The 22,885-nt window shown below is 68.9% G+C and carries 22 protein-coding genes and 2 riboswitches; of the genes, 9 read left to right on the top strand and 13 right to left on the bottom strand.

What is annotated here, in order from left to right; translation table 11 throughout:
- Window positions 1-38: 38 nt before the first annotated feature.
- The 6 genes from ACZ5Z0_RS10855 to ACZ5Z0_RS10830 form a co-directional block, all read right to left on the bottom strand.
- A complete protein-coding gene (locus tag ACZ5Z0_RS10855) occupies window positions 39-1,616 on the bottom strand; it encodes an acyl-CoA synthetase (RefSeq protein ID WP_464108425.1) in 1,578 nt (525 codons plus the stop codon).
- Window positions 1,617-1,658: 42 nt separating this feature from the next.
- Window positions 1,659-3,005, bottom strand: coding sequence for an MFS transporter (locus ACZ5Z0_RS10850; protein WP_464108424.1), 1,347 nt, complete (start codon window positions 3,003-3,005; stop codon window positions 1,659-1,661).
- Window positions 3,006-3,043: 38 nt separating this feature from the next.
- Complete coding sequence (locus ACZ5Z0_RS10845) at window positions 3,044-3,499, bottom strand: MaoC family dehydratase (protein WP_175322334.1); 456 nt, start codon at window positions 3,497-3,499, stop codon at window positions 3,044-3,046.
- Window positions 3,500-3,589: 90 nt separating this feature from the next.
- Window positions 3,590-4,822 carry an acyl-CoA dehydrogenase family protein gene (locus tag ACZ5Z0_RS10840; protein WP_464108423.1) on the bottom strand — a complete coding sequence of 411 codons (1,233 nt, stop codon included), beginning with the start codon at window positions 4,820-4,822 and terminating at the stop codon, window positions 3,590-3,592.
- 1 nt (window position 4,823) lies between these two features.
- A complete protein-coding gene (locus tag ACZ5Z0_RS10835; RefSeq protein WP_464108422.1) occupies window positions 4,824-5,717 on the bottom strand; it encodes an amidohydrolase family protein in 894 nt (297 codons plus the stop codon).
- Window position 5,718: 1 nt separating this feature from the next.
- Window positions 5,719-6,654 carry an SDR family NAD(P)-dependent oxidoreductase gene (locus ACZ5Z0_RS10830; protein ID WP_464108421.1) on the bottom strand — a complete coding sequence of 312 codons (936 nt, stop codon included), beginning with the start codon at window positions 6,652-6,654 and terminating at the stop codon, window positions 5,719-5,721.
- 122 nt (window positions 6,655-6,776) lie between these two features.
- Here ACZ5Z0_RS10830 and ACZ5Z0_RS10825 point away from each other — a divergent pair, with 122 nt between their 5' ends.
- Window positions 6,777-7,253, top strand: a complete 477-nt coding sequence (locus tag ACZ5Z0_RS10825) for a MarR family winged helix-turn-helix transcriptional regulator (protein ID WP_464108420.1) — start codon at window positions 6,777-6,779, stop codon at window positions 7,251-7,253.
- Here ACZ5Z0_RS10825 and ACZ5Z0_RS10820 read toward each other — a convergent pair.
- Complete coding sequence (locus ACZ5Z0_RS10820; RefSeq protein WP_464108419.1) at window positions 7,250-8,245, bottom strand: S1C family serine protease; 996 nt, start codon at window positions 8,243-8,245, stop codon at window positions 7,250-7,252. The genes ACZ5Z0_RS10825 and ACZ5Z0_RS10820 overlap by 4 nt on opposite strands.
- A gap of 95 nt (window positions 8,246-8,340) precedes the next feature.
- On the opposite strand from ACZ5Z0_RS10820, the gene ACZ5Z0_RS10815 reads away from it, so the two are divergent.
- Both ACZ5Z0_RS10815 and pabB read left to right on the top strand, forming a co-directional pair.
- A complete protein-coding gene (locus ACZ5Z0_RS10815) occupies window positions 8,341-8,910 on the top strand; it encodes a low molecular weight protein-tyrosine-phosphatase (RefSeq protein WP_464108418.1) in 570 nt (189 codons plus the stop codon).
- Window positions 8,907-10,976: an aminodeoxychorismate synthase component I gene (gene pabB / locus ACZ5Z0_RS10810; protein ID WP_464108417.1), complete on the top strand. Its 2,070-nt coding sequence runs from the start codon at window positions 8,907-8,909 to the stop codon at window positions 10,974-10,976. Before ACZ5Z0_RS10815 ends, pabB begins: the two co-directional genes overlap by 4 nt.
- Window positions 10,977-10,993: 17 nt before the next feature.
- Here the strand turns inward: pabB and cls are convergent, their stop codons facing one another.
- On the bottom strand, window positions 10,994-12,469 hold the full coding sequence (gene cls / locus ACZ5Z0_RS10805; RefSeq protein WP_464108416.1) for a cardiolipin synthase: 1,476 nt from the start codon (window positions 12,467-12,469) through the stop codon (window positions 10,994-10,996).
- A 93-nt stretch (window positions 12,470-12,562) separates the two neighbouring features.
- On the opposite strand from cls, the gene ACZ5Z0_RS10800 reads away from it, so the two are divergent.
- The 4 genes from ACZ5Z0_RS10800 to ACZ5Z0_RS10785 all read left to right on the top strand — a co-directional run bounded on the left by ACZ5Z0_RS10800 (window position 12,563) and on the right by ACZ5Z0_RS10785 (window position 15,682).
- Window positions 12,563-13,528: an aminodeoxychorismate lyase gene (locus ACZ5Z0_RS10800; protein WP_464108415.1), complete on the top strand. Its 966-nt coding sequence runs from the start codon at window positions 12,563-12,565 to the stop codon at window positions 13,526-13,528.
- An 88-nt stretch (window positions 13,529-13,616) separates the two neighbouring features.
- Window positions 13,617-13,732, top strand: a riboswitch (SAM riboswitch).
- 37 nt (window positions 13,733-13,769) lie between these two features.
- Window positions 13,770-14,060 (top strand): DUF1737 domain-containing protein, encoded by a 291-nt coding sequence (locus ACZ5Z0_RS10795; RefSeq protein ID WP_464110767.1) that lies wholly within the window; start codon window positions 13,770-13,772, stop codon window positions 14,058-14,060.
- Window positions 14,057-14,473 (top strand): rhodanese-like domain-containing protein, encoded by a 417-nt coding sequence (locus ACZ5Z0_RS10790; RefSeq protein WP_464108414.1) that lies wholly within the window; start codon window positions 14,057-14,059, stop codon window positions 14,471-14,473. Before ACZ5Z0_RS10795 ends, ACZ5Z0_RS10790 begins: the two co-directional genes overlap by 4 nt.
- On the top strand, window positions 14,474-15,682 hold the full coding sequence (locus tag ACZ5Z0_RS10785; RefSeq protein WP_464108413.1) for an O-succinylhomoserine sulfhydrylase: 1,209 nt from the start codon (window positions 14,474-14,476) through the stop codon (window positions 15,680-15,682).
- Here ACZ5Z0_RS10785 and ACZ5Z0_RS10780 read toward each other — a convergent pair.
- The 5 genes from ACZ5Z0_RS10780 to ACZ5Z0_RS10760 form a co-directional block, all read right to left on the bottom strand.
- A complete protein-coding gene (locus tag ACZ5Z0_RS10780; RefSeq protein ID WP_464108412.1) occupies window positions 15,679-16,896 on the bottom strand; it encodes a glutamate--cysteine ligase 2 in 1,218 nt (405 codons plus the stop codon). The genes ACZ5Z0_RS10785 and ACZ5Z0_RS10780 overlap by 4 nt on opposite strands.
- A gap of 75 nt (window positions 16,897-16,971) precedes the next feature.
- Window positions 16,972-18,495: a UDP-N-acetylglucosamine 1-carboxyvinyltransferase gene (locus tag ACZ5Z0_RS10775; protein ID WP_464108411.1), complete on the bottom strand. Its 1,524-nt coding sequence runs from the start codon at window positions 18,493-18,495 to the stop codon at window positions 16,972-16,974.
- A gap of 134 nt (window positions 18,496-18,629) precedes the next feature.
- The gene (locus ACZ5Z0_RS10770) at window positions 18,630-19,433 is read right to left on the bottom strand and encodes an energy-coupling factor transporter transmembrane component T family protein (RefSeq protein WP_464108410.1); all 804 of its coding nucleotides are present in this window, start codon (window positions 19,431-19,433) and stop codon (window positions 18,630-18,632) included.
- A complete protein-coding gene (locus tag ACZ5Z0_RS10765; protein WP_464108409.1) occupies window positions 19,430-21,049 on the bottom strand; it encodes an ABC transporter ATP-binding protein in 1,620 nt (539 codons plus the stop codon). Before ACZ5Z0_RS10765 ends, ACZ5Z0_RS10770 begins: the two co-directional genes overlap by 4 nt.
- A gap of 13 nt (window positions 21,050-21,062) precedes the next feature.
- Window positions 21,063-21,695 carry an ECF transporter S component gene (locus tag ACZ5Z0_RS10760; protein ID WP_464108408.1) on the bottom strand — a complete coding sequence of 211 codons (633 nt, stop codon included), beginning with the start codon at window positions 21,693-21,695 and terminating at the stop codon, window positions 21,063-21,065.
- 68 nt (window positions 21,696-21,763) lie between these two features.
- A riboswitch (TPP riboswitch) is annotated at window positions 21,764-21,905 on the bottom strand.
- Window positions 21,906-22,004: 99 nt separating this feature from the next.
- Here ACZ5Z0_RS10760 and ACZ5Z0_RS10755 point away from each other — a divergent pair.
- Together ACZ5Z0_RS10755 and ACZ5Z0_RS10750 are read left to right on the top strand one after the other, a co-directional pair.
- Complete coding sequence (locus ACZ5Z0_RS10755) at window positions 22,005-22,562, top strand: heme-degrading domain-containing protein (RefSeq protein ID WP_464108407.1); 558 nt, start codon at window positions 22,005-22,007, stop codon at window positions 22,560-22,562.
- A 36-nt stretch (window positions 22,563-22,598) separates the two neighbouring features.
- The gene (locus tag ACZ5Z0_RS10750) at window positions 22,599-22,862 is read left to right on the top strand and encodes a DUF4235 domain-containing protein (protein ID WP_464108406.1); all 264 of its coding nucleotides are present in this window, start codon (window positions 22,599-22,601) and stop codon (window positions 22,860-22,862) included.
- Window positions 22,863-22,885 lie beyond the last annotated feature (23 nt).

The raw sequence follows: 22,885 nt of genomic DNA, 5'->3' as shown, positions 1-22,885 counted from the left end.
TTCGCGCTGCCGGCCCGGGCCGCAAGTGTCCGTTCGCGCTATTGCCCGGTCGCCGGTGCGAGTTTCCGCAGATCGGCTTTGCGGATCTTGCCGCTGGCGGTCCGGGGCATCTCGTCCACAAAGACCACGGACTTGGGGATCTTGTACCGTGCGAGCCGGCCTTCCAGGTGGCCGCGCAGCTGTTCCTCCGTGAGCCGGGCACCGTCCCGCAGCAGCACCACGGCCCGCGGCACCTCGCCCCACTTCTCGTCCGGCACGCCGATCACCGCGACGCTTCCGACGGCGTCCAGCTCGGCGATCGCCTGCTCCACCTCAGCCGGGTAGATGTTCTCCCCGCCGGAGATGATCATGTCCTTGAGCCGGTCGGAGATGAACACAAAACCGTCCGGGTCCTTGTAGCCCATGTCGCCGGACTTGAACCAGCCGTCCGGGGTGTAGGAATCGGCCGAGGCCTCGGGCCGGTTCCAGTACTCGTGGATGACGTTGGGCCCCTTGATCTGGATCTCCCCCACGGTCCCCGGTGCGGCGTGGCCGGCCTCCGGGTCCAGGGGATCGGACACCCGGACGTCCGTGAAGAAATGCGGCAGGCCGGAGGATCCGGCCTTGTCCCGGGACCGTGCGGCCGGCAGGGTGGTGGCGCCGGGGGCCGTCTCGGTCATGCCGTAGCCGTTGGAGAACCGCAGGCCACGCCGCTCGTAGGCCTCCAGGACCCGCATCGGCACCGCGGAACCGCCGCACGTCAGCTTGTTCAGCGAGCTGAGGTCCGTGGCCTCCCAGTCCGGGTGCTCGCACAGCATCTGGTAGGTGGTCGGAACACCGCTGATGGTGGTGGCCCGGTGCTGCTGGATCAGCTCCAGCGTGCGGCGGGGGTCGAACTTGGGTTCCAGAACCACGGTGCCGCCCTTCAGCAGCGTGGGCAGGACGCCCATGTCCAGTGAGGCCACATGGAACATCGGCGAGATCATCAGCGCCACATCGGCGGACGAGAAGTCGAAATCGACGAGCACGTTGATGCAGTTCCAGGTGATATTGCCGTGCGTCAGGAGCGCCCCCTTGGGGTTCCCCGTGGTTCCCGAGGTGTAGAGGATCATCGCCCCGTCGTCGAGCCCCACGGATTCATCCGGGGCCGGCACGGCGCCGGACGCCAGCACGGCTTCGTACGCTTCGGCTTCGGCGGCGCCGCCGGCCTCGGAGGCAGCGGCGTCGGCGGCATTGCCGGCGTCGTCGACGACGATGCGCGCACGCACCGCGGTCTCCGCCGAACCGCGCTCGGCGAGGCCGGCGAGGGTCGCGGCGTGGACCAGGAGCACCGCCCCGCTGTCCTGGAGCTGGAACTTGATTTCCGGCGGGGCCAGCCGGGTGTTGAGCGGGACGAAGACCGCACCGATGAGCCCTGCGGCAAACAGGGTTTCCAGGAAGGACGGATCATTCTCGCCGAGGTAGGCGACCCGGTCGCCCTTGCCCACCCCGCGGTCCCGCAGGGCATTCGACAGCCGGGCGGCGCGCTCCGCGAACTGCTCATAGCTGAGCTCCCGGCCGCCGCTGATGATGGCCGTCTTGGTGCCGGACTTCGGGCGGCGTCGCTGCAACCACGAGCCGATGCCAAAATTCTCCACGGCAATTCCTTTCCAGTTAGACATTAAGGCCTGCGGCACCGGTTAGGACCGGACTGCTTCCAGATCGTTGTTCTTCGGCTCCCGGGTCAGCAGGATGAAGACGATGGACACGACGGACATGACGGCGAGGTACCACACCACGGAGGAGGTGTTTTGCCCGGAGTCCTTGAAGATCTGCGCGACGATACCGGGGGTGAATCCGGCGCCGAGGAGGGTGGCGAGCTGGTAGCCCAGCGAGGCCCCGGTGTAGCGGGAGGTCGTGCCGAACTGCTCGGAGACAAACGCCGCGAGCGGGCCGAACAGCGTGGAGTGGATCATCAGGCCCACCGCGAACGCTACGAAGATCAGGCCGATGTTGTTCGAGGACAGCAGCTGGAACATCGGGACCAGGTAGGCGATGAAGAGGACCAGGCCGCCGATCATCACGGGCCGCCGGCCCAGCTTGTCGGAGAGCCGCCCGCCCATGACCACGAAGATGATCGAGACGAACGACGCCGCCGCAAACGCGTACAGCACGCCCTGCCGGTCGGCGCCCTTGGACACCGCGTAGGTGACGGAGAAGGTTGCCAGCACCACCTGCAGCGCGAACCCTGCCGCCCCGGCCAGCATGGTGAAGATCAGGGTCTTGGGACGCCGCAGGACCTGCAGTAGCGGGAGTTCGCGTCGGCCCGCGGCCCCCTGGAGGGCCTCTTCGGCCTGCTCCTTCTCCAGCGCGGCCTTGAAGATCGGGCTTTCGGAGACCTTGAGCCGGACAAACATGCCGACCCCCAGCAGCACGAAGGACAGCAGGAACGGCACCCGCCAGCCCCAGGCGAGGAATTGGGCGTTCGGCAGGGCGGAGAAGGCGCCCATCACGAGGGTGCCGAGCACCGCGCCGGTGGGGGCGCCGGCGTTGACGAAGGAGGCCGCGAAGCCGCGTTTGCCGGACTCGGAGTGCTCCAGCGCCATCAGGGCCGCCCCGCCCCATTCACCGCCGACGGCGATGCCCTGGAACACGCGGAGGATCACCAGCAGGACCGCACCCCAGGGGCCGGCCACGGACGCGTCCGGCACGAGGCCGATCAGGGTGGAGGCGATGCCCATGACCAGCATCGAGACGATCAGCATGCCCTTGCGTCCGAGTTTGTCGCCGAAGTGGCCGAAGATGATGCCGCCCAGGGGCCTCGCGACGTAGCCGGCGGCGAAGGTGCCGTAGGCGGCCACGACGCCGACCCAGTCGTCCAGGCCGGTGAAGAACACCTTGGGGAAGACCACGGCCGCGGCCGTGGCGTAGAGCAGGAAGTCGTAGTACTCAATGGTGCTGCCGAGGTAGCTGGAGGCGATGACGGTCCGGGCCTCCCGGCGACGCGTGCCCGCGTCCATGGCCTGCAACTGCAAAATCTGGGACATCGTTGTTCCTTGGGGCAGTGGGGGTGGTGGGTGAGGGATTACTTGTAGAAGCGGGCGAGGAATTCGGCCACGACGGCGGGCCGTTCCTGGCCTTCGATTTCGATCGTGTTGGACACCTTGATCTGGGCGCCGCCCTTGACTTCGGTGACCTCAGCGATGGTGGCGCGCATCCGGATCCGCGAGCCGACCTTGACCGGGGACGTGAAGCGGACCTTGTCCAGGCCGTAGTTGACCTTGGTGGTGACGCCTTCGACGTCGAACAGCTCGCCCCAGAACGGGATGATGAGCGAGAGGGTGAGGAAGCCGTGCGCGATCGGGGCGCCGAAGGGGCCGTCCTTGGCGCGTTCCGGGTCCACGTGGATCCACTGGTCATCGCCGGTGGCGTCGGCGAATTTGTTGATCTGCTCCTGGGTGATTTCGCGGTATTCGGTGACGCCGAGGTCGGTGCCGGCGAGGGTAAGCAGTTTGTCGAAGTCGACGACGAGGTTGGGCATCTTTGGCTCCTGTGCTGGTGTGGCGGGTTTTGAAGGATGACGGCGGGCCCGGATCTGGGCGGCACCGCCTGGTGGCAAGAAGGTAAAGACTTAGCGGGTGAAGGCGCTCTGTCCGGTGAGGGCGCGTCCGATGATCAGGGCGTTGATCTCGTGGGTGCCCTCATAGGAGTAGACAGCCTCCGCATCGGCATGGAACCGGGCGACGTCGGTCTCGAGGGTGATGCCGTTGCCGCCCACCACCTCGCGGGCCAGCGCCACCGTCTCGCGCATCAGCAGGGAGGTCTGCATCTTGGCAAGGGCCGAATCCTGGTCCCGGTAGATGCCCTTGGCTTGCTGCTCGGTCAGCCGGACCACAAGGGACAGGGCCGAGGTGACGTTGCCCAGCATCCGGGCGAGTTTCTCCTGGACGAGCTGGAAGGACCCCACCGGCCGGCCGAACTGCTCCCGCTGCGTGACGTAGCGCAGCGCGGCCTCGAACGCGCCGGCGGCCATGCCGGTCGCGATCCAGGCGACATCGGAGCGCATTGCCCGCAGCATGGCGGCCACGTCCTTGAAGGAGTTGACGTTGTGCAGGCGCATTGATTCCAGGACGCGGACCTCGTCGAGGGTGATGTGCGCGTTCTGCATCATCCGCAGCGCAGTTTTGCCGTGGATCTTCTGCAGGGTCACGCCGGCGGCTTCGCGCTCCACGAGGAACGCCTTCACCTGGCCGTCGGCCTCGTCGCGGGCGAAGACGGCCAGGACGTCGGCGGTGGCCGCGCCGCCAATCCAGCGCTTGGCGCCGTTGATGACCCAGGTGTCGCCGTCGCGGCGGGCCCTCGTGGACAGGCCGCCGGCAATATCCGAGCCGGACTCCGGCTCGGTCAGCGAAAAGACGCCCTTGAGCGAGAAATCGAGGACTTTCGGCATCCACTCGGCCTGCTGCTCCGCGGAGGCACCGACCGTGATGGCTGTCCGGAACAGCCCTGCCTGGGCTGTGTAGAAGGTGGCCAGGGACGCGTCGGTCCGGGCGAGTTCGAAAATCCGGAACCCCTGGTAGATCCCCCGGGCCGGCGTTTGCCCGGCGCCGGGGCCGCCGGTGAGTTCGGCCGGTTCCATCAGGTCCAGGTCGATCAGCGGTTGGGCCAGCTGGTCCGGGAACTCCCCGCGCTCCCAGTAGTCGGCGAGCAGCGGGCGGGCCTGCTCGTCCAGGAAGGCGCGCAGCCGGTCCAGGACCCGGCGTTCGGCGGGTGTGAGGAGGGATTCGGCGTCGTAGAAATCGCACACGCCGTACAGCCTCTCCTGCGCGGCGCTGTCGGCCGCGACGGCGGTGTCGGCAGTCATCTCAACTCTCCAGCCCGAGCAGGCGGACGGCGTTGTCCTTGAGGATCTTGGGCCGAACCTCGTCCTTGAGCGGCAGGTCCGCGAAGGCCCCCAGCCACTTCTGCGGCGTGATCAGCGGGAAGTCCGTGCCGAACAGCACTTTGTCCTGCAGCACCGAGTTGGCCATCTTCACGAGCGACTCGGGGAAGTACTTTGGGGACCAGCCGGAGAGGTCGATGAAGACGTTGGCCTTGTGCGTGGCGATCGAGTTGGCCTCGTCCTGCCACGGCACCGAGGGGTGGGCCATGATGATCTGCAGCTCCGGGAAGTCGGCGGCGACCGCGTCGAGCAGGAGCGGGTTGGAGTAGGCCAGCTTGATGCCGTAGCCGCCGGGCAGGCCGGCACCCATGCCGTTCTGGCCGGTGTGGAAGATCGCCGGGAGTCCCAGCTCCTGGAGTGCTTCCCAGAGCGGATAGAACTGCTCGCTCGAGGGATCGAAGCCCTGGAGGGACGGGTGGAACTTGAAGCCGCGCGCGCCCAGGTCCACGGCCTGGTGCTTGGCGCCCTGGATGGCCTCGGCGCCGGTGCGCGGGTCGACGCTGCCGAACGGAATCAGCACGTCGTTGTTCCGGGCGGCCCCGGCGATGAGTTCGGGGATGCTGTTGGGTTCGTGCTTGAGCTGGGTGCGGGCGTCCACGGTAAACACGACGGCCGCCATGTTGAGTTCGCGGTAGAGCTCAGCGATCCGGTCCAGCGATGGTGTCCGGTCCTCGGCCTTGAAGTACTTGGCGGAGGCCTCGGTGAGCTCGGCCGGCAGCGAACCGTGGCCGTGGCCGTCCACCTCCAGGTGGACGTGCATGTCAATCGCATCGAGCCTGGCGGCCTCGATGCCGAGTTCATAACGTGCGGCGGCCATGTCAGCGGACCTGGGCCGGTTCGGGCTGCAGTTCCTCCGGCAGCGGCAGGAATTCCTCGCCCACGCTCTGCAGTTTGTCCCCGAAGAGCGCCCCGAAGTTTTCGACGAGGTCCTCATAGCCCCATCCGCCCTCGCGATATTCGGTGGCGGCGGCCTCCGGGTGCGTCCAGAGCTGCAGGCGGTCCCCGCCGGCGCCGATGGCCTGGCCGGTGACGCCGGCTGCGGCGTCGGAGGCGAGGAACGCGACCAGCCCGGCGACGTCGTCGGCGGTGCCGAAGCCGAGGTCGTGGCGGAAGAAGGCCGGCATGGCCTCGCCCCGCTCGTCAGCCTCGACGGCCTTCTGGAAGTACGGCACTGTCTTGGTCATCGCCGTGGCGGCCACCGGGATGACGGCGTTGGCGGTGACGCCCGCCTTCTTCATCTCCAGCGCCCAGGTGCGGACCATGCCCACGATTCCGGCCTTCGCGGCGGCGTAGTTGGTCTGGCCGAAGTTGCCGCGCTGGCCGGTGGGCGAGCCAATGGTGATGATGCGGCCGGGAATACCGTTCTCCTTGAAGTAGCCGAACGCTTCCCGGGCGCAGGTGAAGGTGCCCTTGAGGTGGACGTTGATCACGGCGTCGAAGTCCTCGTCCGTCATCTTCAGCAGGCTCTTGTCCCGCAGGATGCCGGCGTTCGTGACCAGGATGTCCAGCCTGCCGAACTCGGTCACGGCGGCCCGCACCAGCTGCTTGGCGACGTCGGAAGAGCCCACCGGGGCCACGACCGCCGCGGCCCGGCCGCCGTCGGACTGAATGGTCCGGACCGCCTCTTCGGCGACGGCGGCGTCCACGTCGTTGACGACGACGGCGGCGCCCTGGCGGGCCAGCTCCCGTGCGTAGGCCAGGCCGAGGCCACGGCCGCTTCCGGTGACGATTGCTACTTTTCCTGACAGGCTCATGCTGCTCCTTTGCTAGCTGCCGTGTGCATCCGGTCCTGTGACGTGGGATGCTGGTCTGCATCCATGAAAGTATGGATAATTGAAAATGTCAATGATTTATTTTCTGGACTATTGGAGCTGGCATGACGACCGAAGTAGACGCCCAGCCCGGCACCGCGCAGCAGGACAAGCTCGTGGCGGCCTCCATCAGCCTGGATGCGGGCTTCCTGCTGGCGAAGCTTCACGCCGCCGGGTCGATCCTCAATAACCGTGCGCTGGCCGAGTTTGGCCTCAAGGAACGTTCCTATTCGGTCCTGGCCCTGGCCAACAGCGAACTCGAGCCCACCCAGCGCGAGATGGCGGAGTTCCTCAGCCTCGACCCCAGCCAGATCGTCGCCCTCATTGACGAACTGGAAAAACGCGGCCTGGTGATCCGCGCGCCCGGGAAACTGGACCGCCGGGCCAAGATTGTGTCCGCCACCGCTGATGGCGCAGCCCTCTTCCGGCGGGCCGAAGCCTCCGCGCGGGAAGCCGAAGCGGCGGCCCTCGCCAGCCTCAGCGAACCCGAGGTCCGAGAGCTGAAGGCGCTCCTCCGGAAGGCACTCTGGAGCCGGGACTAACCGCCCGCGCGGAGGGCCGGCAGAAGCGCTTTGACCGTGTCCGCCGCGATCGCGAAACCAATGCCGTTCGCCGCGGTCTGCGAGGTGGACGTGGCCACCATGGTGTTGATGCCGATCACGCGGCCCTCGGTGTTGAGCAGCGGGCCGCCGGAGTCTCCCGAGCTGATCGGCGCATCAGTCTGCAACAGGTTGGTCAGCCGGGAAGCGGCGCCGACGCCGGTCTGGGTCGGGGCCGCCCGCCCGGTCGCGGAGATGATGCCGGTCGTGACGCTGGGGCCGCCGTCCAGCCCCAGGGCGTAGCCGATGGCGATGACGGGGTCGCCCGGCGCCATGGCTCCGGAGTCCCCCAGTTCCAGCACCGCCAGGCCCGTCACACCGGAGACCTTCAACAGCGCCACGTCGTTATCGCTGTCCGAGGCGACGATCCGGGCCGCGAGCCTGCTCGAGTCCTGGAAGGTCACGCTCACGGTCGATGCTCCGCTGACCACGCCCCGGACCACGTGGGCGTTGGTAAGGATCTCCCCCGTGCTGCCGATGACTATCCCGGTCCCCTCGGCCGTCACCCGGTTGGCGCCACTCGGATCCAGGAAGGGGTTGGACTGCGTGGTGGTGGCCTTGACCGAGACCACGGCGGGCAGCGAGGTTGCCAGGATGCCTTTGATATCCGTGGGGTGGTCGGAGACCGCGCCGCCGGTGGTGACGTATTGCTTGACCACGGTCGCGTTTCCCCAGCCGCTGAACCGCGCGACCAGCAGTGACGATCCGGCGCCTGCCAGCGCGGCAACCAGGACGAGCCCCAGCAGCTGGAGGAAACCGAGGGAGAAGCGCTTCGCGCGCCGCTCGGGGCCGCGGCCCGGCGCTTCGGCGACGGCCCCTGGATTCGTCGACGGCGGCGGGACCGCGGCGGCCCCCGCCGGGGCACCATACGGCGCGTCTCCGTCCGCATCCCGGGGCATGACCGCCGGCACGGCAGGGGACTCCCGATCCGTCATAGAGACAGTCTGCGGACGGCCGGGCCGACGGTCCAGAGCCAAAGGACCCGGCGGCCCGGCTGGCCGGGACCCTAGGTGATCCGTCATGCTTAGTCATGACCTCTATGTCGAGCCAGTACCGGATCATCACGGTCTGCACCGGAAACATCTGCCGGTCTCCGATGGCCGAACTGATGCTGGCAGAGGCCGCGGCCGCGGCGCAGCTGACCGGCGTCGAGGTAGATTCGGCTGGGATCACCGCCTATGAGGTGGGCCGCCCGATCGACCCGCGGGCCGCCCGCAAGCTCGCGGCCCACAACATTGGCTCCGAGCTGCACGTCGCGCGCGAGTGGCGCAATGACTGGTTCCAGTCGCGCGAGCTGATCCTGGCCCTGGACGTGGACCATTACGGCTGGCTGCGCCAGGCCGCGCCGGATCAGGCCTCGCTGGCCAAGATCCGGATGTTGCGCAGCTTCGACCCCGCTGTCGCCGGCAAGGATCCCCTGGACCAGGGCATCGAGGACCCCTGGTACGGCGGACACGCCGACTTCGACATTACCTGGGATCTGATCCAGGCCGCGGTCCCGGGCATTCTGGGCCACGTCCGCGCAGCCCGGCTGCAGACCGGGGGACGGCAGCAGGCGCACCAGGGCAGCACAGGGCACCGGGTACGCTCTAGTTCATGAGCCCCGCACCCGTCATCATCGCCATCGACGGACGCTCCGGGGCAGGCAAAACCACCCTGGCCATCGAACTCGCGGCCCGGCTCCGCGAACACCACAAAGTCTCCCTCTTCCACCTCGAGGACATCTACCCCGGCTGGAACGGCCTGGCGGCGGGCATCGAGCGCTACGCAGCCACCGTGCTGGCCCCGCTGCGCCGCGGCGAAGCTGCCCTCTGGGTCAGCTGGGACTGGGAACGGCATTACGACGGCGACACCCGGCTGACCCCACCGGCCGAAATCGTCCTGGTCGAAGGCGTGGGTGCGGGCGCCGCGGCCGCCATGCCCTTCCTTGACGCCGTGATCTGGGCCGACTCCCCCGACCAGGACCGCCGCACGCGGGCCCTGTCCCGCGACGGCGAGACCTACCGCCCCTACTGGGATCAATGGGCCGGGCAGGAAGACGAGTGGCTCGCTGCGGACGATGTGCCGTCCCGGGCCGACGTGCGGGTGCTCAACTTAGCCGACGGCGCCGCGCCCGCCGAGGTGCTGCAGGCCCTCCAGTACCTTCCCGCGCTGTCCCCGGTGCTGCTCCCGGAACTTTCGGCCCGCCGCGGGCTGCAACTGACGGCCGAGCGGCTGGACGCCGCACCGGACGCGGCCAGGCTCTTCGAGCTGCTCTATGGCGGCTCCCCGAACGCGGTGTGGCTTGATTCCTCCCTGGCCGAGGGCGGCGCCGGCGAACCGAACCGGCAGGGCGGCGCGGGAGCCGAACGCAGCCGCTTCAGCATCCTGGCCGACGACGGCGGCAGCTTCGGCCAGTCCGTCCGGCACCGTTCGGGACGGACCCGGGTGAGCGTCGGCAACTCGACCGTACAGACCGACGGCGGGTTCTTCCGCTGGCTTGACGGGGTATGGGGCCGCCGCGCGCTGCGCGCCCCGCAGGGCTACCCGTGCGAGTTCACCCTCGGCTGGCTCGGCTACCTCGGCTACGAACTCAAGCGCGAGACCGGCGGCAGCAATGTCGAGGCCGCCACCCCGGATGCCTGCCTGATCTTCGCCGGCCGCGCCGTGGTCCTGGACCACCGGGAACGCACGGCGTGGCTGCTCGCCCTCGACGCCCCGGACGCCGGCGACTGGCTGGCTACCGCCCGAGCCGCCGTCTTGGCCGCGGACCAGGGCCCCGAACCCGCAGCCGGCGGCGTCGGGCATTCGGCCGGCCCCGCCCCCGCCCTGGACTTCAGCGCCCGGGACACCGAGGCCGCCTACAAGGCCAAGATCGCCGCGGCGCAGCACGAGATCACCGAGGGCAACAGCTACGAGGTCTGCCTCACCACGGCCCTGACGGCCAGCGCGCCAGCCGGGGAGCTCGATCCGTGGCAGGCGTACCTGGCCCTCCGGCGCCGCAATCCGGCACCCTTCGCCAGCTTCCTGCGACTGTCGGGCCTCACCGTGGCCAGCACCTCGCCGGAGCGCTTCCTGCGGATCTCCGCCGACGGCGCCATGCGGGCCGAGCCGATCAAGGGCACCCGGCGCCGGTCCGACGACGCCGCCCGGGACGAGGGATTGCGCCGCGAACTGGAATCCTCGCCCAAGGACCGGGCCGAGAACATCATGATCGTGGACTTGCTGCGCAACGACCTCAGCCACTTCGCGGTGCCCGGGTCCGTCTCGGTCAGCCGGCTGTGCGCGATCGAAAGCTACGCCACGGTGCACCAGATGGTCAGCACCATCGACGCGCGGCTCCGGCCCGGAATGCCGCGGGCCGAGGCCGTGGCGGCCTGCTTCCCGGCCGGCTCCATGACCGGGGCGCCGAAGGTCAGCACCATGGCGATCCTGGACCGGCTCGAGGCCGCGCCGCGGGGGGTCTACTCCGGGGCGATCGGCTACTTCTCGCTCAGCGGCGCCACGGACCTCGCGGTGGCTATCCGGACCCTGGTGGCCGCCGCCGGCACGGACAGCACCACCGTGAGCCTCGGCGTCGGCGGCGCGATCACCGCGGATTCCTCCCCGCAGGAGGAGTACGAGGAAATCCGGACCAAGGCCTTCGGGGTCCTCTCGGCGCTCGGCGCGGAGTTCCCGCGGGGCTAAGGGTCCGGCGTCCCGGCCTACTGCAGGGTGGCCGTGAGCCGTGCGACGTTGTCCACGTATTTGACGCCCATGGGCCGTTTGATCCAGTCCTCGAGCTTGAGTTCGCGCGAAATGCCGCGGTAGGTGTCCTCCACGGCGCGGATCCGCTGCACGATGTCTTCGCCGAGCAGCATGACGGAGACCTCGAGATTCAGCGAGAACGAGCGCATATCCATGTTGCTCGAGCCCAGCACGGCCACCTCGTTGTCCACCGTGAAGTGCTTGGCGTGCAGCACGAACGGCGCCTTGTAAAGGTAGATCCGCACGCCGGCTTCCAGCAGCGCCTCGTAGTAGGACTGCTGGGCGTGGTGGACCAAGAACTGGTCACCCTTCTCCGAAACGAACAGTTCGACGTCGACGCCGCGCTGGGCCGCCGTCGTCACCGCATAGAGCAGCGAGTCGTCCGGGACAAAGTACGGGCTGCAAATGGAAAGCTTGTGCTGCGCCGAGTAGATCAGCGTGTTGAACAGCCGCAGGTTGTTCTCGGTGATGAACCCCGGGCCGCTGGGCACCACCTGGGCGGTCACGTTTCCGGGCGCGGACTCGGGCCTGTGCCCCAGCTGGTGCTCCAGCGATTCGTCGGTTTCGCTCAGCCAGTCGGTGGCGAAGACCACGTTCAAGGTCGTGACGATCTGGCCGCGCATGCAGGTCATCAGCTCGACCCACTCGCGGCCCACCTTGCGGTGCTTCGGGTTGTTGTAGGACGGTTCGATCAGGTTTTGCGAGCCGGTGAAGGCGACCTCGCCGTCGATCACCATGATTTTGCGGTGATTGCGCAGGTCCGGCCGACGCCACTGGCCGTGCACCGGATTGAGGGGCAGCATCGGCCGCCAGCGGATCTTGCTGGCCTCGAGCCGGGCGATCAGCTTCCGGTATCCCTTGATGCGCAGCGTGCCAAGGTGGTCGAACAGGATCCGGACCTCGACGCCGCGCTCGGCAGCGTCCTCCAGGGCGGTCAGCAGATCGTCGGTGACGTGGTCCGAGCTCATGATGTAGAACTCTGCGTTGATGAACGACGTGGCCTCGCGGACGGCCGCGGCCATCGCCTTGATGGAATCCGGGTAGCCGGACAGCAGCTCGACGCTGTTGCCGTCCACCATCGGCAGCGAGCCGAGGGTCTTGTTGAGCTCAGCCGCGGACGCCACCCACTCGGGCCCGGCATATTGGCTTTCGACGGCGGCCAATGCCGAGGTCCCGGCCCGCACCCGGGTGTTCACGGCTTCCTGCTGGGCGCGGCGGCGGCGGGAGAGCCGGAAGTTGCCGAACAGCAGGAACAGGACGAGGCCAAGCGCCGGCACAAAGAAGATGCCCAGCAGCCAGGCCATCGCGGTGGTGGGCCGGCGGTTGCCGGGAATGATTCCCAACGCCAGCACCCGGATGACGAGGTCAATCACGGTCAGGATCAGAATCACCCAGGACGGGAATATTCCGGTCAGCGGAAACGGCCACAGCACAGGCGTACCCCTCAAGCTCCAGACCCGCGGAACAGTTCCGGAACGGGCAACCCGCACAGCTTATCCCGCCGCGGGCCACACTAAGCTGAAGGCATGACTACCTCCGCCTCTGTTCCGGCCCCCGCCACGGTGCTGGTGTTCCTCGACCCCGCCTTTGAGAACGGCCGGATCGCCGACTCGTCCGCACCGCAGCTGATGGCCACGGATCAGGGCGCGACCCGCGGCGACGGCGTTTTTGAGTCGCTGCTGGCGGTGGGCGGAAAGCCGCGGAAGCTGCAGGCCCACCTGAGCCGGCTGGCCGGTTCCGCCCGGGCGCTGGAGCTGGATATTCCGGCGGAGGACGCCTGGCGCCGTGCGATTGAAACCGCGATCGGCGAGTTCCGCGGCCACGCCGGCCCGGCTGGCGGCGGCGCCGACGGGGCGGACGAGGTTGTGGTGAAGCTGCTGGCCACCCGGGGTGTCGAGGGCGCTGCCACCCCCACCTGCTGGGTCCAGGCCTCCCCGCCGCCGGCCGCCGGGCGCGTCCAGCGCGAGACCGGCATCGACGTGATCCTGCTGGACCGCGGCTATGACAGCGAGGTGGGCGAACGCGCCCCCTGGCTGCTGTTGGGCGCCAAGACCCTGTCCTACGCCGTCAACATGGCGGCACTCCGCTACGCCCACCACCAGGGCGCGGACGATGTCATCTTCACGTCCGCCGACGGCCGGGTCCTGGAGGGCCCGACGTCGACCGTCCTGCTGGCACACCTGGAGACCAGCGACGACGGAGCGGGCGGGAGCCGCACCGTGCGCCGGCTGATCACCCCGCAGCTGGACAGCGGCATCCTTCCCGGGACCTCGCAGGGCGCCCTGTTCACCGCGGCCAAGGCAGCCGGCTGGGAACTGGGCTACGGCCCGCTGGTCCCCAACGACCTCTACGACGCCGACGCCGTGTGGCTGATCTCCAGCATCCGGCTCCTCGCACCGGTGAACCACATCGACGGCAAGGAAATTGGTACCCCCGAACTGCGCCGGCAGCTCACGGCCGAGCTCAACGCGCTGTACGCCACGATCGACTAGTCCCGGGGGCCGGCCGGCTCCGGTCCGGTTACTTAACATGACGACGGCGGCTCTGCGGGCCGGCGTCGCAGGTGTTACGTTTTTTGTGAGTAATGAGACCCGGCGCCAAGCCCTGACTGGCCGGTCGGCAACCCTCCCTTTCGCGGCGGGGTGCCTCAGGTGAATACTCGGCATATCGACCCATTCGAGCTGCAAACGTGAAAGAAGGAGATCCGTCGTGCCTGACGCGTCCGCCCCCGCTGTGCCCGCCACAGCCCCAGCCCCGTCCCCCGCCGCCCCCGGCGCCGACGTGAAGCTGGCCTACCGCCTGTTCACCGGCCCCGATGACCGTGCCTTCTGCGAGCGCGTGTCCGCCGCGCTGGCCGAAGGCTATGTCCTGCACGGCAGCCCCTCTGCCACGTTCAACGGCAGCACCGTGATCGTTGCCCAGGCGCTCGTGCTGCCGGCCGCGATCGCCAGCGCCGACGCCGCCGTCGCCAACGCGGTGGATGAGCTCGACGCCGTCGAGTTCGAGGGCGAAGGCCACGCGTGAGCTACGCCGGAGACTTGACCCCGCAGGAGGCCTGGGCCCGGCTTGAAGCCGGCGCCGTCCTGGTCGACGTCCGCACCGAGGGCGAATGGGCCCAGATCGGTGTTCCAAATACCGCGGATACCGGCGGCCAGCGGGATCCGCTGTTCATCCAGTGGACCTTTGCCGGCGGCACCCCGAATCTGCAGTTCGTGGAGCAGCTGCGCCAGCAGGTGCCCGCGGCCGACGGTGCCGAACTCATCTTCCTGTGCCGCTCCGGCGCGCGTTCCGCGGCGGCCGCGGACGCCGCCACCGCGGCGGGCTTCACCGCCTACAACGTCCTTGAGGGCTTTGAGGGCGACCCGGACCCATCCGGTGCCCGCACCGTCAACGGCTGGAAGAACCGCGGCCTCCCTACCAACTCCGGAAAGCACTAAGTGGGCTTCAATCCCGACGCCCAGGGCTGGAGCCCGGATACCCAGGCCGTCCGCGGCGGCCTCGACCGCACCGGGTTCCAGGAGACCACCGAGCCGATCTTCCTGAACTCCGGCTTCGTCTACGAATCCGCCGCCGCGGCCGAGCGTGCCTTCACGGGCGAGGATGAGCGCTTCGTCTACTCCCGCTACGGCAACCCCTCGGTGGCCACCTTCCAGGAACGGCTCCGTCTGCTGGAAGGCACCGAGGCGTGCTTCGCCACGGCCTCGGGCATGTCCGCGGTGTTCACCGCGCTCGGGGCGTTGCTCGCCGCCGGGGACCGTGTTGTCGCGGCCCGCTCGTTGTTCGGCTCGTGCTTCGTGATCCTGAACGAAATCCTGCCGCGCTGGGGCGTGGAGACGGTCTTCGTGGACGGCCCGGACCTTAGCCAATGGCGCGCCGCCCTGTCGGAACCCACGACGGCGGTCTTCTTCGAGTCCCCGTCGAACCCGATGCAGGAAATCGTGGACATCGCCGCCGTCAGCGAGCTGGCGCACGCCGCCGGCGCGACGGTCGTCGTCGACAATGTTTTCGCCACTCCCCTGCTGCAGCGCTGCGGGGAGCTCGGCGCGGACGTGGTCGTCTACTCCGGCACCAAACACATCGACGGCCAGGGCCGTGTGCTCGGCGGGGCGATCCTGGGCTCCAAGGAGTTCATCGACGGCCCGGTCAAGCAGCTCATGCGCCACACCGGTCCGGCGCTCTCGGCCTTCAATGCCTGGGTGCTGACCAAGGGGCTGGAGACCATGGGCTTGCGGGTGAACCATTCCTCTGCCTCCGCACTGAGGCTTGCCGGCTGGCTCCAGGAGCAGCCCGCCGTCAGCTGGGTGAAGTACCCGCTGCTGCCGTCCCACCCGCAGTACGAGCTGGCCGCACGGCAGATGAAGGCCGGCGGCACCGTGCTGACGTTCGAGCTGTCCCCGTCCCCGGGGCGGACGGCGAAGGAGGCCGCCTTCGCCCTGCTGGACGCCCTCCGGATCATCGACATCTCCAACAACCTTGGCGATTCAAAGTCCCTCATCACCCATCCGGCCACCACGACGCACCGCGCGATGGGTCCGGAGGGTCGGGCGGCGATCGGGCTGAGCGACGGCGTGGTGCGACTGTCGGTGGGTCTGGAAGAGGTGGAGGACCTGATCCGGGACCTCGGTTACGCGCTCAAGCAGGTCTAGCTCCGGCGGACCCGGGAGAGCACGGGGGCCGGTTCCGGCGTCCCCTCCGTCTCCTCGGTCTCCGCGCCGCGCGTCGTGACGCGCACGGCATGGGCGACGACGGCGGCCAGTCCGGCGTCGTCGACGGGGGTGTCCAGCCCCGGAGCGCAGAGAGCCTGGCGCTGTTGCTGCGAGCCCGTGCCGTCCGCCAGGATCCGGTTGACTCCGTGGCGCACCAGGTCCAGCTCCCCCTGCTCAGCCAGCACGGGGGCCAGGAAGTCCACGAGGGCATGCACCACCTCGGCCGCGGGAGCGGGGGTGAAGGTTCCGAAGTCCAGCAGCTGCCCCCGCAGTCCGCAGTTGCTGGCCTGCCAGGCTGCCATCCGCAGCAGCAACGTCGGCACCGGTGCGGGGTCGACGCCGTCGTCCCATTCCCGGGCGGCCGTCTCGACAAGCGCCCGCACCAGGACAGCGATCAGCGCCGCGTCGTCCGCCCGCAGGCAGACATCGGCGACCCGGACCTCCACGGTGGGATGATGCCGGCACAGCCGCGCATCGAAGTAGACCATCCCCTCATCCATCAGGACCCCGGTCTCCACCAGCCGGCTCACAACCCGGCGGTAGACCGGCAGGTTGCCGAAGATCATCGTGGGCCCGGACCCCGGCCAGCGGTTCCACGCCTGGGTGCGGTAGCTTTCGAACCCGGTCTCCGTGCCGTTCCAGTAGGGGGAGTTGGCGCTGAGGGCGATCAGCACCGCGAGCTTGTCCCGGATCCGGTCCAGCACCGCAACCGCTTCCTCCGGCGACTCCACGAAAGTGTGGACGTGGAACCCGCAAGTCAGCTGCTCCTGCACGGTGAGGCCGAAGCGCCTTTGCATGGTTGCGTACCGCGGATTGGGCGTCGTGTGCGTGACCGACGCCAGCGGCGAGGTGGCCAGGGCGGCCACCCTGGCCCCGTGGGTTTGGGCGGCCCGGTCGGTGAAGGCCCGGGACTGCCGGATCTGCCGGAGCAGGGCTCCGTGGTCCAGGCAGGGCAGCGTCTGGGTCTCGATCTGCTCGAGCTTGAGCTCGAAGCTGAAGCCCGAATCGTCGTGGGCGGGACTGTTGGCGGCCGCGGGCTCCACGGCGGCGGCCGCCGGCTTGAGGCCGGCCAGCAGCGCATCGGCCAGTGCCGACGGGACCCCGGTGACGGGGTCCACGATCAGCAGTTCCTCCTCGACGCCGAAGGTGCGCATGCAACTATTGTCCGTCCGCACCCGCCCCGTCGCGCTACCCCCAGTGCGGTCATTTAGCAGCGGGAACCGGCCGATTCAGTCCTGGAAATACTCGATCTTGGCGCCGATGGTGTTGAGCCGTTCAGCCAGGTCCTCATAGCCGCGCTCGATCACGTAGATGTTGCGCAGCTCGGACACGCCCCGCGCGGCGAGCATGGCCAGAAGCAGGCAGGCGGCGGGGCGCAGGGCGGGCGGGCAGCCGACTTCCGCGGCCCGCCATTTGGTGGGCCCGTTGACGTAGATCCGGTGCGGATCCAGGAGCTGGACCTGGGCGCCCAGCTTGTTCAGTTCGGTGAGGTAGATGGCCCGGTTCTCGTACACCCAGTCGTGGATCATCGTCTGGCCCTGCGCGTTGGCGGCGATGACGGCGAAGAACGGCAGGTTGTCGATGTTCAGGCCGGGGAAGGGCATCGGGTGGATCTTGTCCTCCGGCGCCCTCAGCTCCGAGGGCTGGGTGGTGACGTCCACGAGCCGGGTGCGGCCGTTGCGGGCGACGTATTCCGCCGACACCTCCAGCCGCTGGCCCATCTGCTCAAGCGTCGCCAGCTCGATCTCCATGAACTCGATCGGGACCCGGCGGATCGTGACCTCGGAATTCGTCACGATGCCGGCGGTGATCAGGCTCATCGCTTCGATCGGGTCCTCGGACGGGAAGTATTCGATGTCGACGTTGATCGAAGGGCGGCCGACGATCTTCAGCGTAGTGGTGCCGACGCCGTCGATCTGCACGCCCAGCATCTGCAGGTAGAAGCAGAGGTCCTGGACCATGTAGTTTGGGCTGGCATTGCGGATGATGGTGCTGCCGCGGCGGTGCGCGGCGGCCATGATGGCGTTCTCGGTCACGGTGTCGCCGCGTTCACTCAGCACGAAAGACCGGTCGTGGCCGTCCGAGGGCGGTGCCTGCACGCTGTAGAAGCCGGACTTCGCCTCTACGCTGAGCCCGAACTGCCGCAGTGCCTGCATGTGCGGTTCCACGGTACGGGTGCCGAGGTCGCAGCCACCGGCGTAGGGCAGCCGGTATTCGGTGGACTCATCGAGCAGCGGGCCCAGGAGCATAATGACGCTGCGGGTGCGCCGGGCGGCCTCCACGTCCATCGAGGCCAGGTCCAGCACGGCCGGGCGGCGGATCTGCAGGTCGTTGGCGTTGAGCCAGGTGCATTCGACGCCGATGCTGGTCAGCACCTCGACGATCCGGTTGACCTCCTCGATCCGGGCCAGCCGGCGCAACACCGTGGTGCCGCGGTTGATGAGGCTGGCGCAGAGCAGGGCGACGCCGGCGTTCTTGCTGCTGTTGACGTCGACGGCGCCGGAGAGCGTGCGGCCGCCCTCGACCCGGAGGTGGGTCATCTGGGGCCGGCCCACCTTGACGATGGTGCGGCCGAAAATCGATTCGAGCCGCTGGATCATTTTCAGGCTCAGGTTCTGCTTGCCCTGCTCCATCCGGGCGATGGCGCTCTGGCTGGTTCCCAGCTCGGCGGCCAGCTGTCCCTGGGTCCAGCCCTTCTCGCCGCGGGCGTCCCGGAGCACGGCGCCAACGTATTCGGCAGTCTGTTGAGTCATATCCAACAAATATCATGGATGAGTTATTGACGCCCTCCACACTGCCCGAATAGCAGTAAATCTCACACGATATTCACCTCGCGATTCGCCTCGTGCGATATCACTTCTTCCATTGCGGTCCCCGGGGGCACCGGCTACTGCTGGCCAAGGAACACCATGTTCCACGTACCGGCCCCGACGGCGGCGGCCACGGCGGCCCCCGCGATCAGCACGCCGCCCAGTACCACCCACGCGTCCAGCCGGCTCAACGCCGCCTCCCGGGCCCAGGTCCGCTCCGCCCCGCCGAAGCCGCGCGCTTCCATGGTCACCGCGAGCCGGGAAGCGCGGCGGACCGCCTGGACCAGCAGCCCGAAGCTTTGCCCCAGCGTGGCCCTCAGCCGCTGCACCGGATTTCCGTGCGAGCCCACCCCCCGGGCCCGGCGGGCCATGCCGATGGTCTCCCACTCTTCGGCCATAACGCCCACCAGCCGCATTGCGGCGAGGGTGCCCAGGACGAAGCGGTGCGGCAGTTTGGCCTGCTGCGCCAGGGCGTCGGCCAGGTCCGTCGGGTCCGTGCAACTCATCAGCAGGACCGCGGGCAGGGCGATCGCGAGGCCGCGCAACAGGAACCCGAGCCCGAGCTGCAGCGAGCCTTCGCTGATGGACCAGACGCCGACGTCGAGCAGTGTCCTTCCGTGGTCCGCGGCCAGGATCGCGGTGCTCCAGCCGCCCACTGCCGCCGCCAGGATCAGCGGCCAGCCGCGCTGCCAGAGGAGTGCCAGGGTCAGGCCGGCGAGCGGGAGCAGCAGGAGTTCGAACCCGAGCGCCACCGACGCGGAGACCCAGTCGATGGACAGCGCCAACGCCACGGTGATGAACAAGACGCCGGAGAACTTGGCCAGCGGGTTGGCGCGGGTCAGCAGCGCTTCGTTGCCCCGCAGTGTCAGGGTGTCCCTCACGGCGCCGCCGCCCCCGGCGTCGTCCGGCCGGGCAGACCTGGTTGAGGGGCGCCGAGGGTGAGCTCGGCGCCCCCGAGGACCTGGCTGAATTCCGCGTCATGGGTCACCGAGACGACGGCGGTGCCGGCGTCGAGCAGCTCGGAGAGGAAGGACGCCAGCTCGGCCCAGGTGTTGGCGTCCTGGCCGAAGGTGGGTTCGTCCAACACCAGCACCTGCGGGTGGGCGGCGAGCACGGTGGCCACCGAGAGCCGCCGTTTTTCGCCGCCGGAGAGTGTGTAGGGATTGGCGTCCACGAGGTCGCGCAGCCGCAGGCGCTCCAGCAGTTCGTCCACACGCTCTTCGCCCCGGCCCAGGTGGCGGGGGCCGAACATCAGTTCGTCCAGCACGCGACCGGTGACGAACTGGTGCTCGGGTTCCTGGAACACGGTGCCGATCCTGGCGATCAACTGCTGGGCCTTCCATTTGTACGGATCGATGCCGGCGCCGGCGCTCAGCTCGGTGGTGGCGGACACGGCCCCCGCAACCGGCGGCAGCAGCCCGGCCAGGGTCAGGGCGAAGGTCGACTTTCCGCAGCCGTTGGGGCCGGTGATGGTCAGCGCCTGCCCGGCCCTGACCTGGGCCGTAATCCCGGACTGCACCGGTTCCGGCGGGACGGTCCGGAAGCCCGCCAGCAGGCCGGCACGGCGTGGGCGTTGGCGGGAGACGGCCAGCCCCTCGGCGGCCAGCAGCAGCTGGGCGGGACCTTGACCGGCCCCAGCGACTCCGCCCGCGCTGGTGTCCGCGGTGCGCGCCCGCGCGGCCGGCACATGGCCGGGCACCCAGACGCCGGCGGCGATGAGCATGTCCCGCGCCTGCTCCAGGACCTGGTCCGGCGGGCCGTCCAGGAGCACGGCGGAGTCCCCGGCGGACCCTGGCTGCAGCACGACGATCCGGTCCACGAGGTCTTTCCAGACGGCGACGCGGTGCTCCACCACCACCAGCGTGGCCCCGGTCTTGTCCAGGCAGCGCCCCACGGCGTCGCGGACCTCCAGGACGCCGGCCGGGTCGAGGTTGGCGGTGGGTTCGTCCAGCAGCAGCAGGCCCGGCCGCATCGCAAGGATACCGGCGAGCGCCAGCCGCTGCTTCTGCCCGCCGGAGAGCGCCGACGTCGGGTGGTCCAGCGGCAGCCGCCCCAGCCCGACGTCGTCGAGCGCTTCCGCCACCCGCTGCCAGATCTCCGCCGGGGGAACGGCGAGGTTCTCGGCCCCGAAGGCGACGTCGTCGCCCAGGCGCGAGAGCACCACCTGGGTTTCCGGGTCCTGCTGCACGAGCCCCGCCCGGCCGCGCCGTGCCCTAGGCGGGGCCCCGTCGATCAGCAGGCTGCCGGTCTCGTCGGAGTCCTCGGCGTCCGCGGATCCGGCCGCGGAGGTGTCGGCGGTGCTGTCCCCCAGCACCCCGGCCAGGGCGTGCAGCAGCGTGGACTTGCCGGCGCCGGAGGGGCCCAGCAACAGGACACGTTCGCCTGGGCTGATGTCCAGGTCCAGTCCGCTGACGGCGGGCCGGGGCCGGCCGGCGTGCCGCCAGCCCCAGCCGCGGGCGGTGACCGCGGCCGGTCGTACGGCGTCGACAGATGTCATGCGTGTGCGGGCATCAGGAGAAGACTGGTTCCGATGCCGCCTTGCGGGACGCGAACGAGGCCAGCACCCCGGTCTTGGCGAGCCCGCGGGTGGCCAGCCAGGACAGTCCGCCGGCAATCACTGCTCCGGAGATAGCGCAGAAGACGATGTAGGCGAGCTTGTCACCGGGTTCGTAGGCGATGTTCCAGCCCCAGGGCAGGAAGGAGTCGTTCAGGCCGCAGAACAGGCCCGCACCGGCGCCGGCCAGCAGGGACACCGGCAGGTTGAACTTCTTGTAGAGGAAGGCGGCGAAGATGAGTTCGGCGCCGAGACCCTGCAGGATGCCGGAGATCAACACCGTGGTGCCGTACTGCGAGCCCATGATCAGCTCGCCGGTGGCGGCCACCGCTTCGCAGAACAGCGCAGCGCCAGGTTTGCGGACGACGAGCATGCCCAGGATTGCCGGGAGCATCCAGCCGCCGGCGTAGAGCCCGGTCAGCGGCGGGTAGACCGCCGTCAGTGGGGCCGTCACGAGGTTGGCGCCCTGGTCCCAGGCCCAGAAGATCACGCCGCCGGCAACAGCGATCAACGCGGCCAGCACAATGTCGACCACGCGCCAGCTGTATTTGCCGGTGGCCAGTGTCTGTTTCGCAGAAATATCAGTCATGTCGTCCTCCTGAGGTACAGGAGGGGAGGGTGTTCCGGCTGCACGCGGCTTTCGCCACGGATGCCGGGCACCCTGAGAACTCGACTCCCTTGCGCCGGTACTAACCGGATCAGGTTCGAGGGTCTGCGGCTGTCCGCACTCTCAGCGCCCACCTACGGTTCCCTGGACTGGTCCAGTGATGCCGACGGCGGCGCTCCCCTGTCGTATTAAAATCACCCTTGTGGGCTGGGCCAGTTTACACCCGCCGGAGCTCAAGTGACTCGCAGTTGGGGTTGCGCAACGGCACCCACCTAACGGAAGCTGAATCCCATGAGCGAGGCACCCGTTCCTTCCCCCGACTACGACCCGGACTCCGCGGAACCGCAGCCGCCCGGGGCCCTGGCCGCGCTCATCGGCCGGATCCTGACGGAAATCGACGAACTGCAGTTCCGCTCCTTCAGCAAGGACGACGCCCTGGAACTCGGCTTCCTGCTGGTGGAACTCGGCCGGCGACGCAACCACCCCATCGCCATCGACATCACCAAGGGTGAGCAGGTGCTCTTCCACGCGGCGCTCGAAGGCGCCACGCCGGACAACGAGCGCTGGATCAGGGCGAAGCAGCGCACGGCCTCCCGGTACGAAGTCCCGTCGCTGCTGGTGGGCCTCCGGGCCAGGGCCGCCGGGCGGAGGATCGAGGACAACGCCTGGTTCGACCAGCAGGAGTTTGCCGCCCACGGCGGCTCCTTTCCGATCTACCTGCGCGGGACGGGGGCTGTCGGCACGGTCACAGTTTCGGGGCTGCCGCAGAAGGCCGACCACGAGCTGGTGGTCGAGGCCCTGACCGAAATCCTCAGCCGTTCGGACACCTCGGCAGGGACGCTAGGCTAGGGGAAGCCCTGTTCCCTCCCGCAAGGAGTACGACGTATGAACATCTTCATCAAACTGCTTGGCACCGGCCTCAGCCTCGTCGCCGGTTTCGTCGGCACCAAGGTAGTCGACACCGTCTGGGAAAAGACCACCGGCAACAAGCCGCCCAAGGGCCACGACGACGACGTCCCCACCACGCTGCGCCAGGCCCTGACCTTCGCCCTGATTTCGGCCTCGGTCAGCGCCGTCATCCAGGTCCTCGCCAACCGCGGCACGCAGCGGGCGATCACCCGCTTTGCCAAGACCCAGGACATCGTCTAAGCCAACTCGCCAAGGGCGAACAG

It is taken from the genome of Arthrobacter sp. T2-23 (assembly GCF_055398325.1).
The sequence above is the reverse complement of the archived record's forward strand: the minus strand, read 5'-3'. Positions and strand labels throughout refer to the sequence as shown.

Coding starts and splice junctions, on each gene's coding strand:
- ACZ5Z0_RS10850 (WP_464108424.1), bottom strand. CDS start 3,005: ATGTCCCAGATTTTGCAGTTGCAGGCCATGGACGCGGGCACGCGTCGC.
- ACZ5Z0_RS10845 (WP_175322334.1), bottom strand. CDS start 3,499: ATGCCCAACCTCGTCGTCGACTTCGACAAACTGCTTACCCTCGCCGGC.
- ACZ5Z0_RS10840 (WP_464108423.1), bottom strand. CDS start 4,822: ATGACTGCCGACACCGCCGTCGCGGCCGACAGCGCCGCGCAGGAGAGG.
- ACZ5Z0_RS10835 (WP_464108422.1), bottom strand. CDS start 5,717: ATGGCCGCCGCACGTTATGAACTCGGCATCGAGGCCGCCAGGCTCGAT.
- ACZ5Z0_RS10830 (WP_464108421.1), bottom strand. CDS start 6,654: ATGAGCCTGTCAGGAAAAGTAGCAATCGTCACCGGAAGCGGCCGTGGC.
- ACZ5Z0_RS10825 (WP_464108420.1), top strand. CDS start 6,777: ATGACGACCGAAGTAGACGCCCAGCCCGGCACCGCGCAGCAGGACAAG.
- ACZ5Z0_RS10820 (WP_464108419.1), bottom strand. CDS start 8,245: ATGACGGATCGGGAGTCCCCTGCCGTGCCGGCGGTCATGCCCCGGGAT.
- ACZ5Z0_RS10815 (WP_464108418.1), top strand. CDS start 8,341: ATGACCTCTATGTCGAGCCAGTACCGGATCATCACGGTCTGCACCGGA.
- pabB (WP_464108417.1), top strand. CDS start 8,907: ATGAGCCCCGCACCCGTCATCATCGCCATCGACGGACGCTCCGGGGCA.
- ACZ5Z0_RS10800 (WP_464108415.1), top strand. CDS start 12,563: ATGACTACCTCCGCCTCTGTTCCGGCCCCCGCCACGGTGCTGGTGTTC.
- ACZ5Z0_RS10780 (WP_464108412.1), bottom strand. CDS start 16,896: ATGCGCACCTTCGGCGTCGAGGAGGAACTGCTGATCGTGGACCCCGTC.
- ACZ5Z0_RS10775 (WP_464108411.1), bottom strand. CDS start 18,495: ATGACTCAACAGACTGCCGAATACGTTGGCGCCGTGCTCCGGGACGCC.
- ACZ5Z0_RS10765 (WP_464108409.1), bottom strand. CDS start 21,049: ATGACATCTGTCGACGCCGTACGACCGGCCGCGGTCACCGCCCGCGGC.
- ACZ5Z0_RS10760 (WP_464108408.1), bottom strand. CDS start 21,695: ATGACTGATATTTCTGCGAAACAGACACTGGCCACCGGCAAATACAGC.
- ACZ5Z0_RS10755 (WP_464108407.1), top strand. CDS start 22,005: ATGAGCGAGGCACCCGTTCCTTCCCCCGACTACGACCCGGACTCCGCG.
- ACZ5Z0_RS10750 (WP_464108406.1), top strand. CDS start 22,599: ATGAACATCTTCATCAAACTGCTTGGCACCGGCCTCAGCCTCGTCGCC.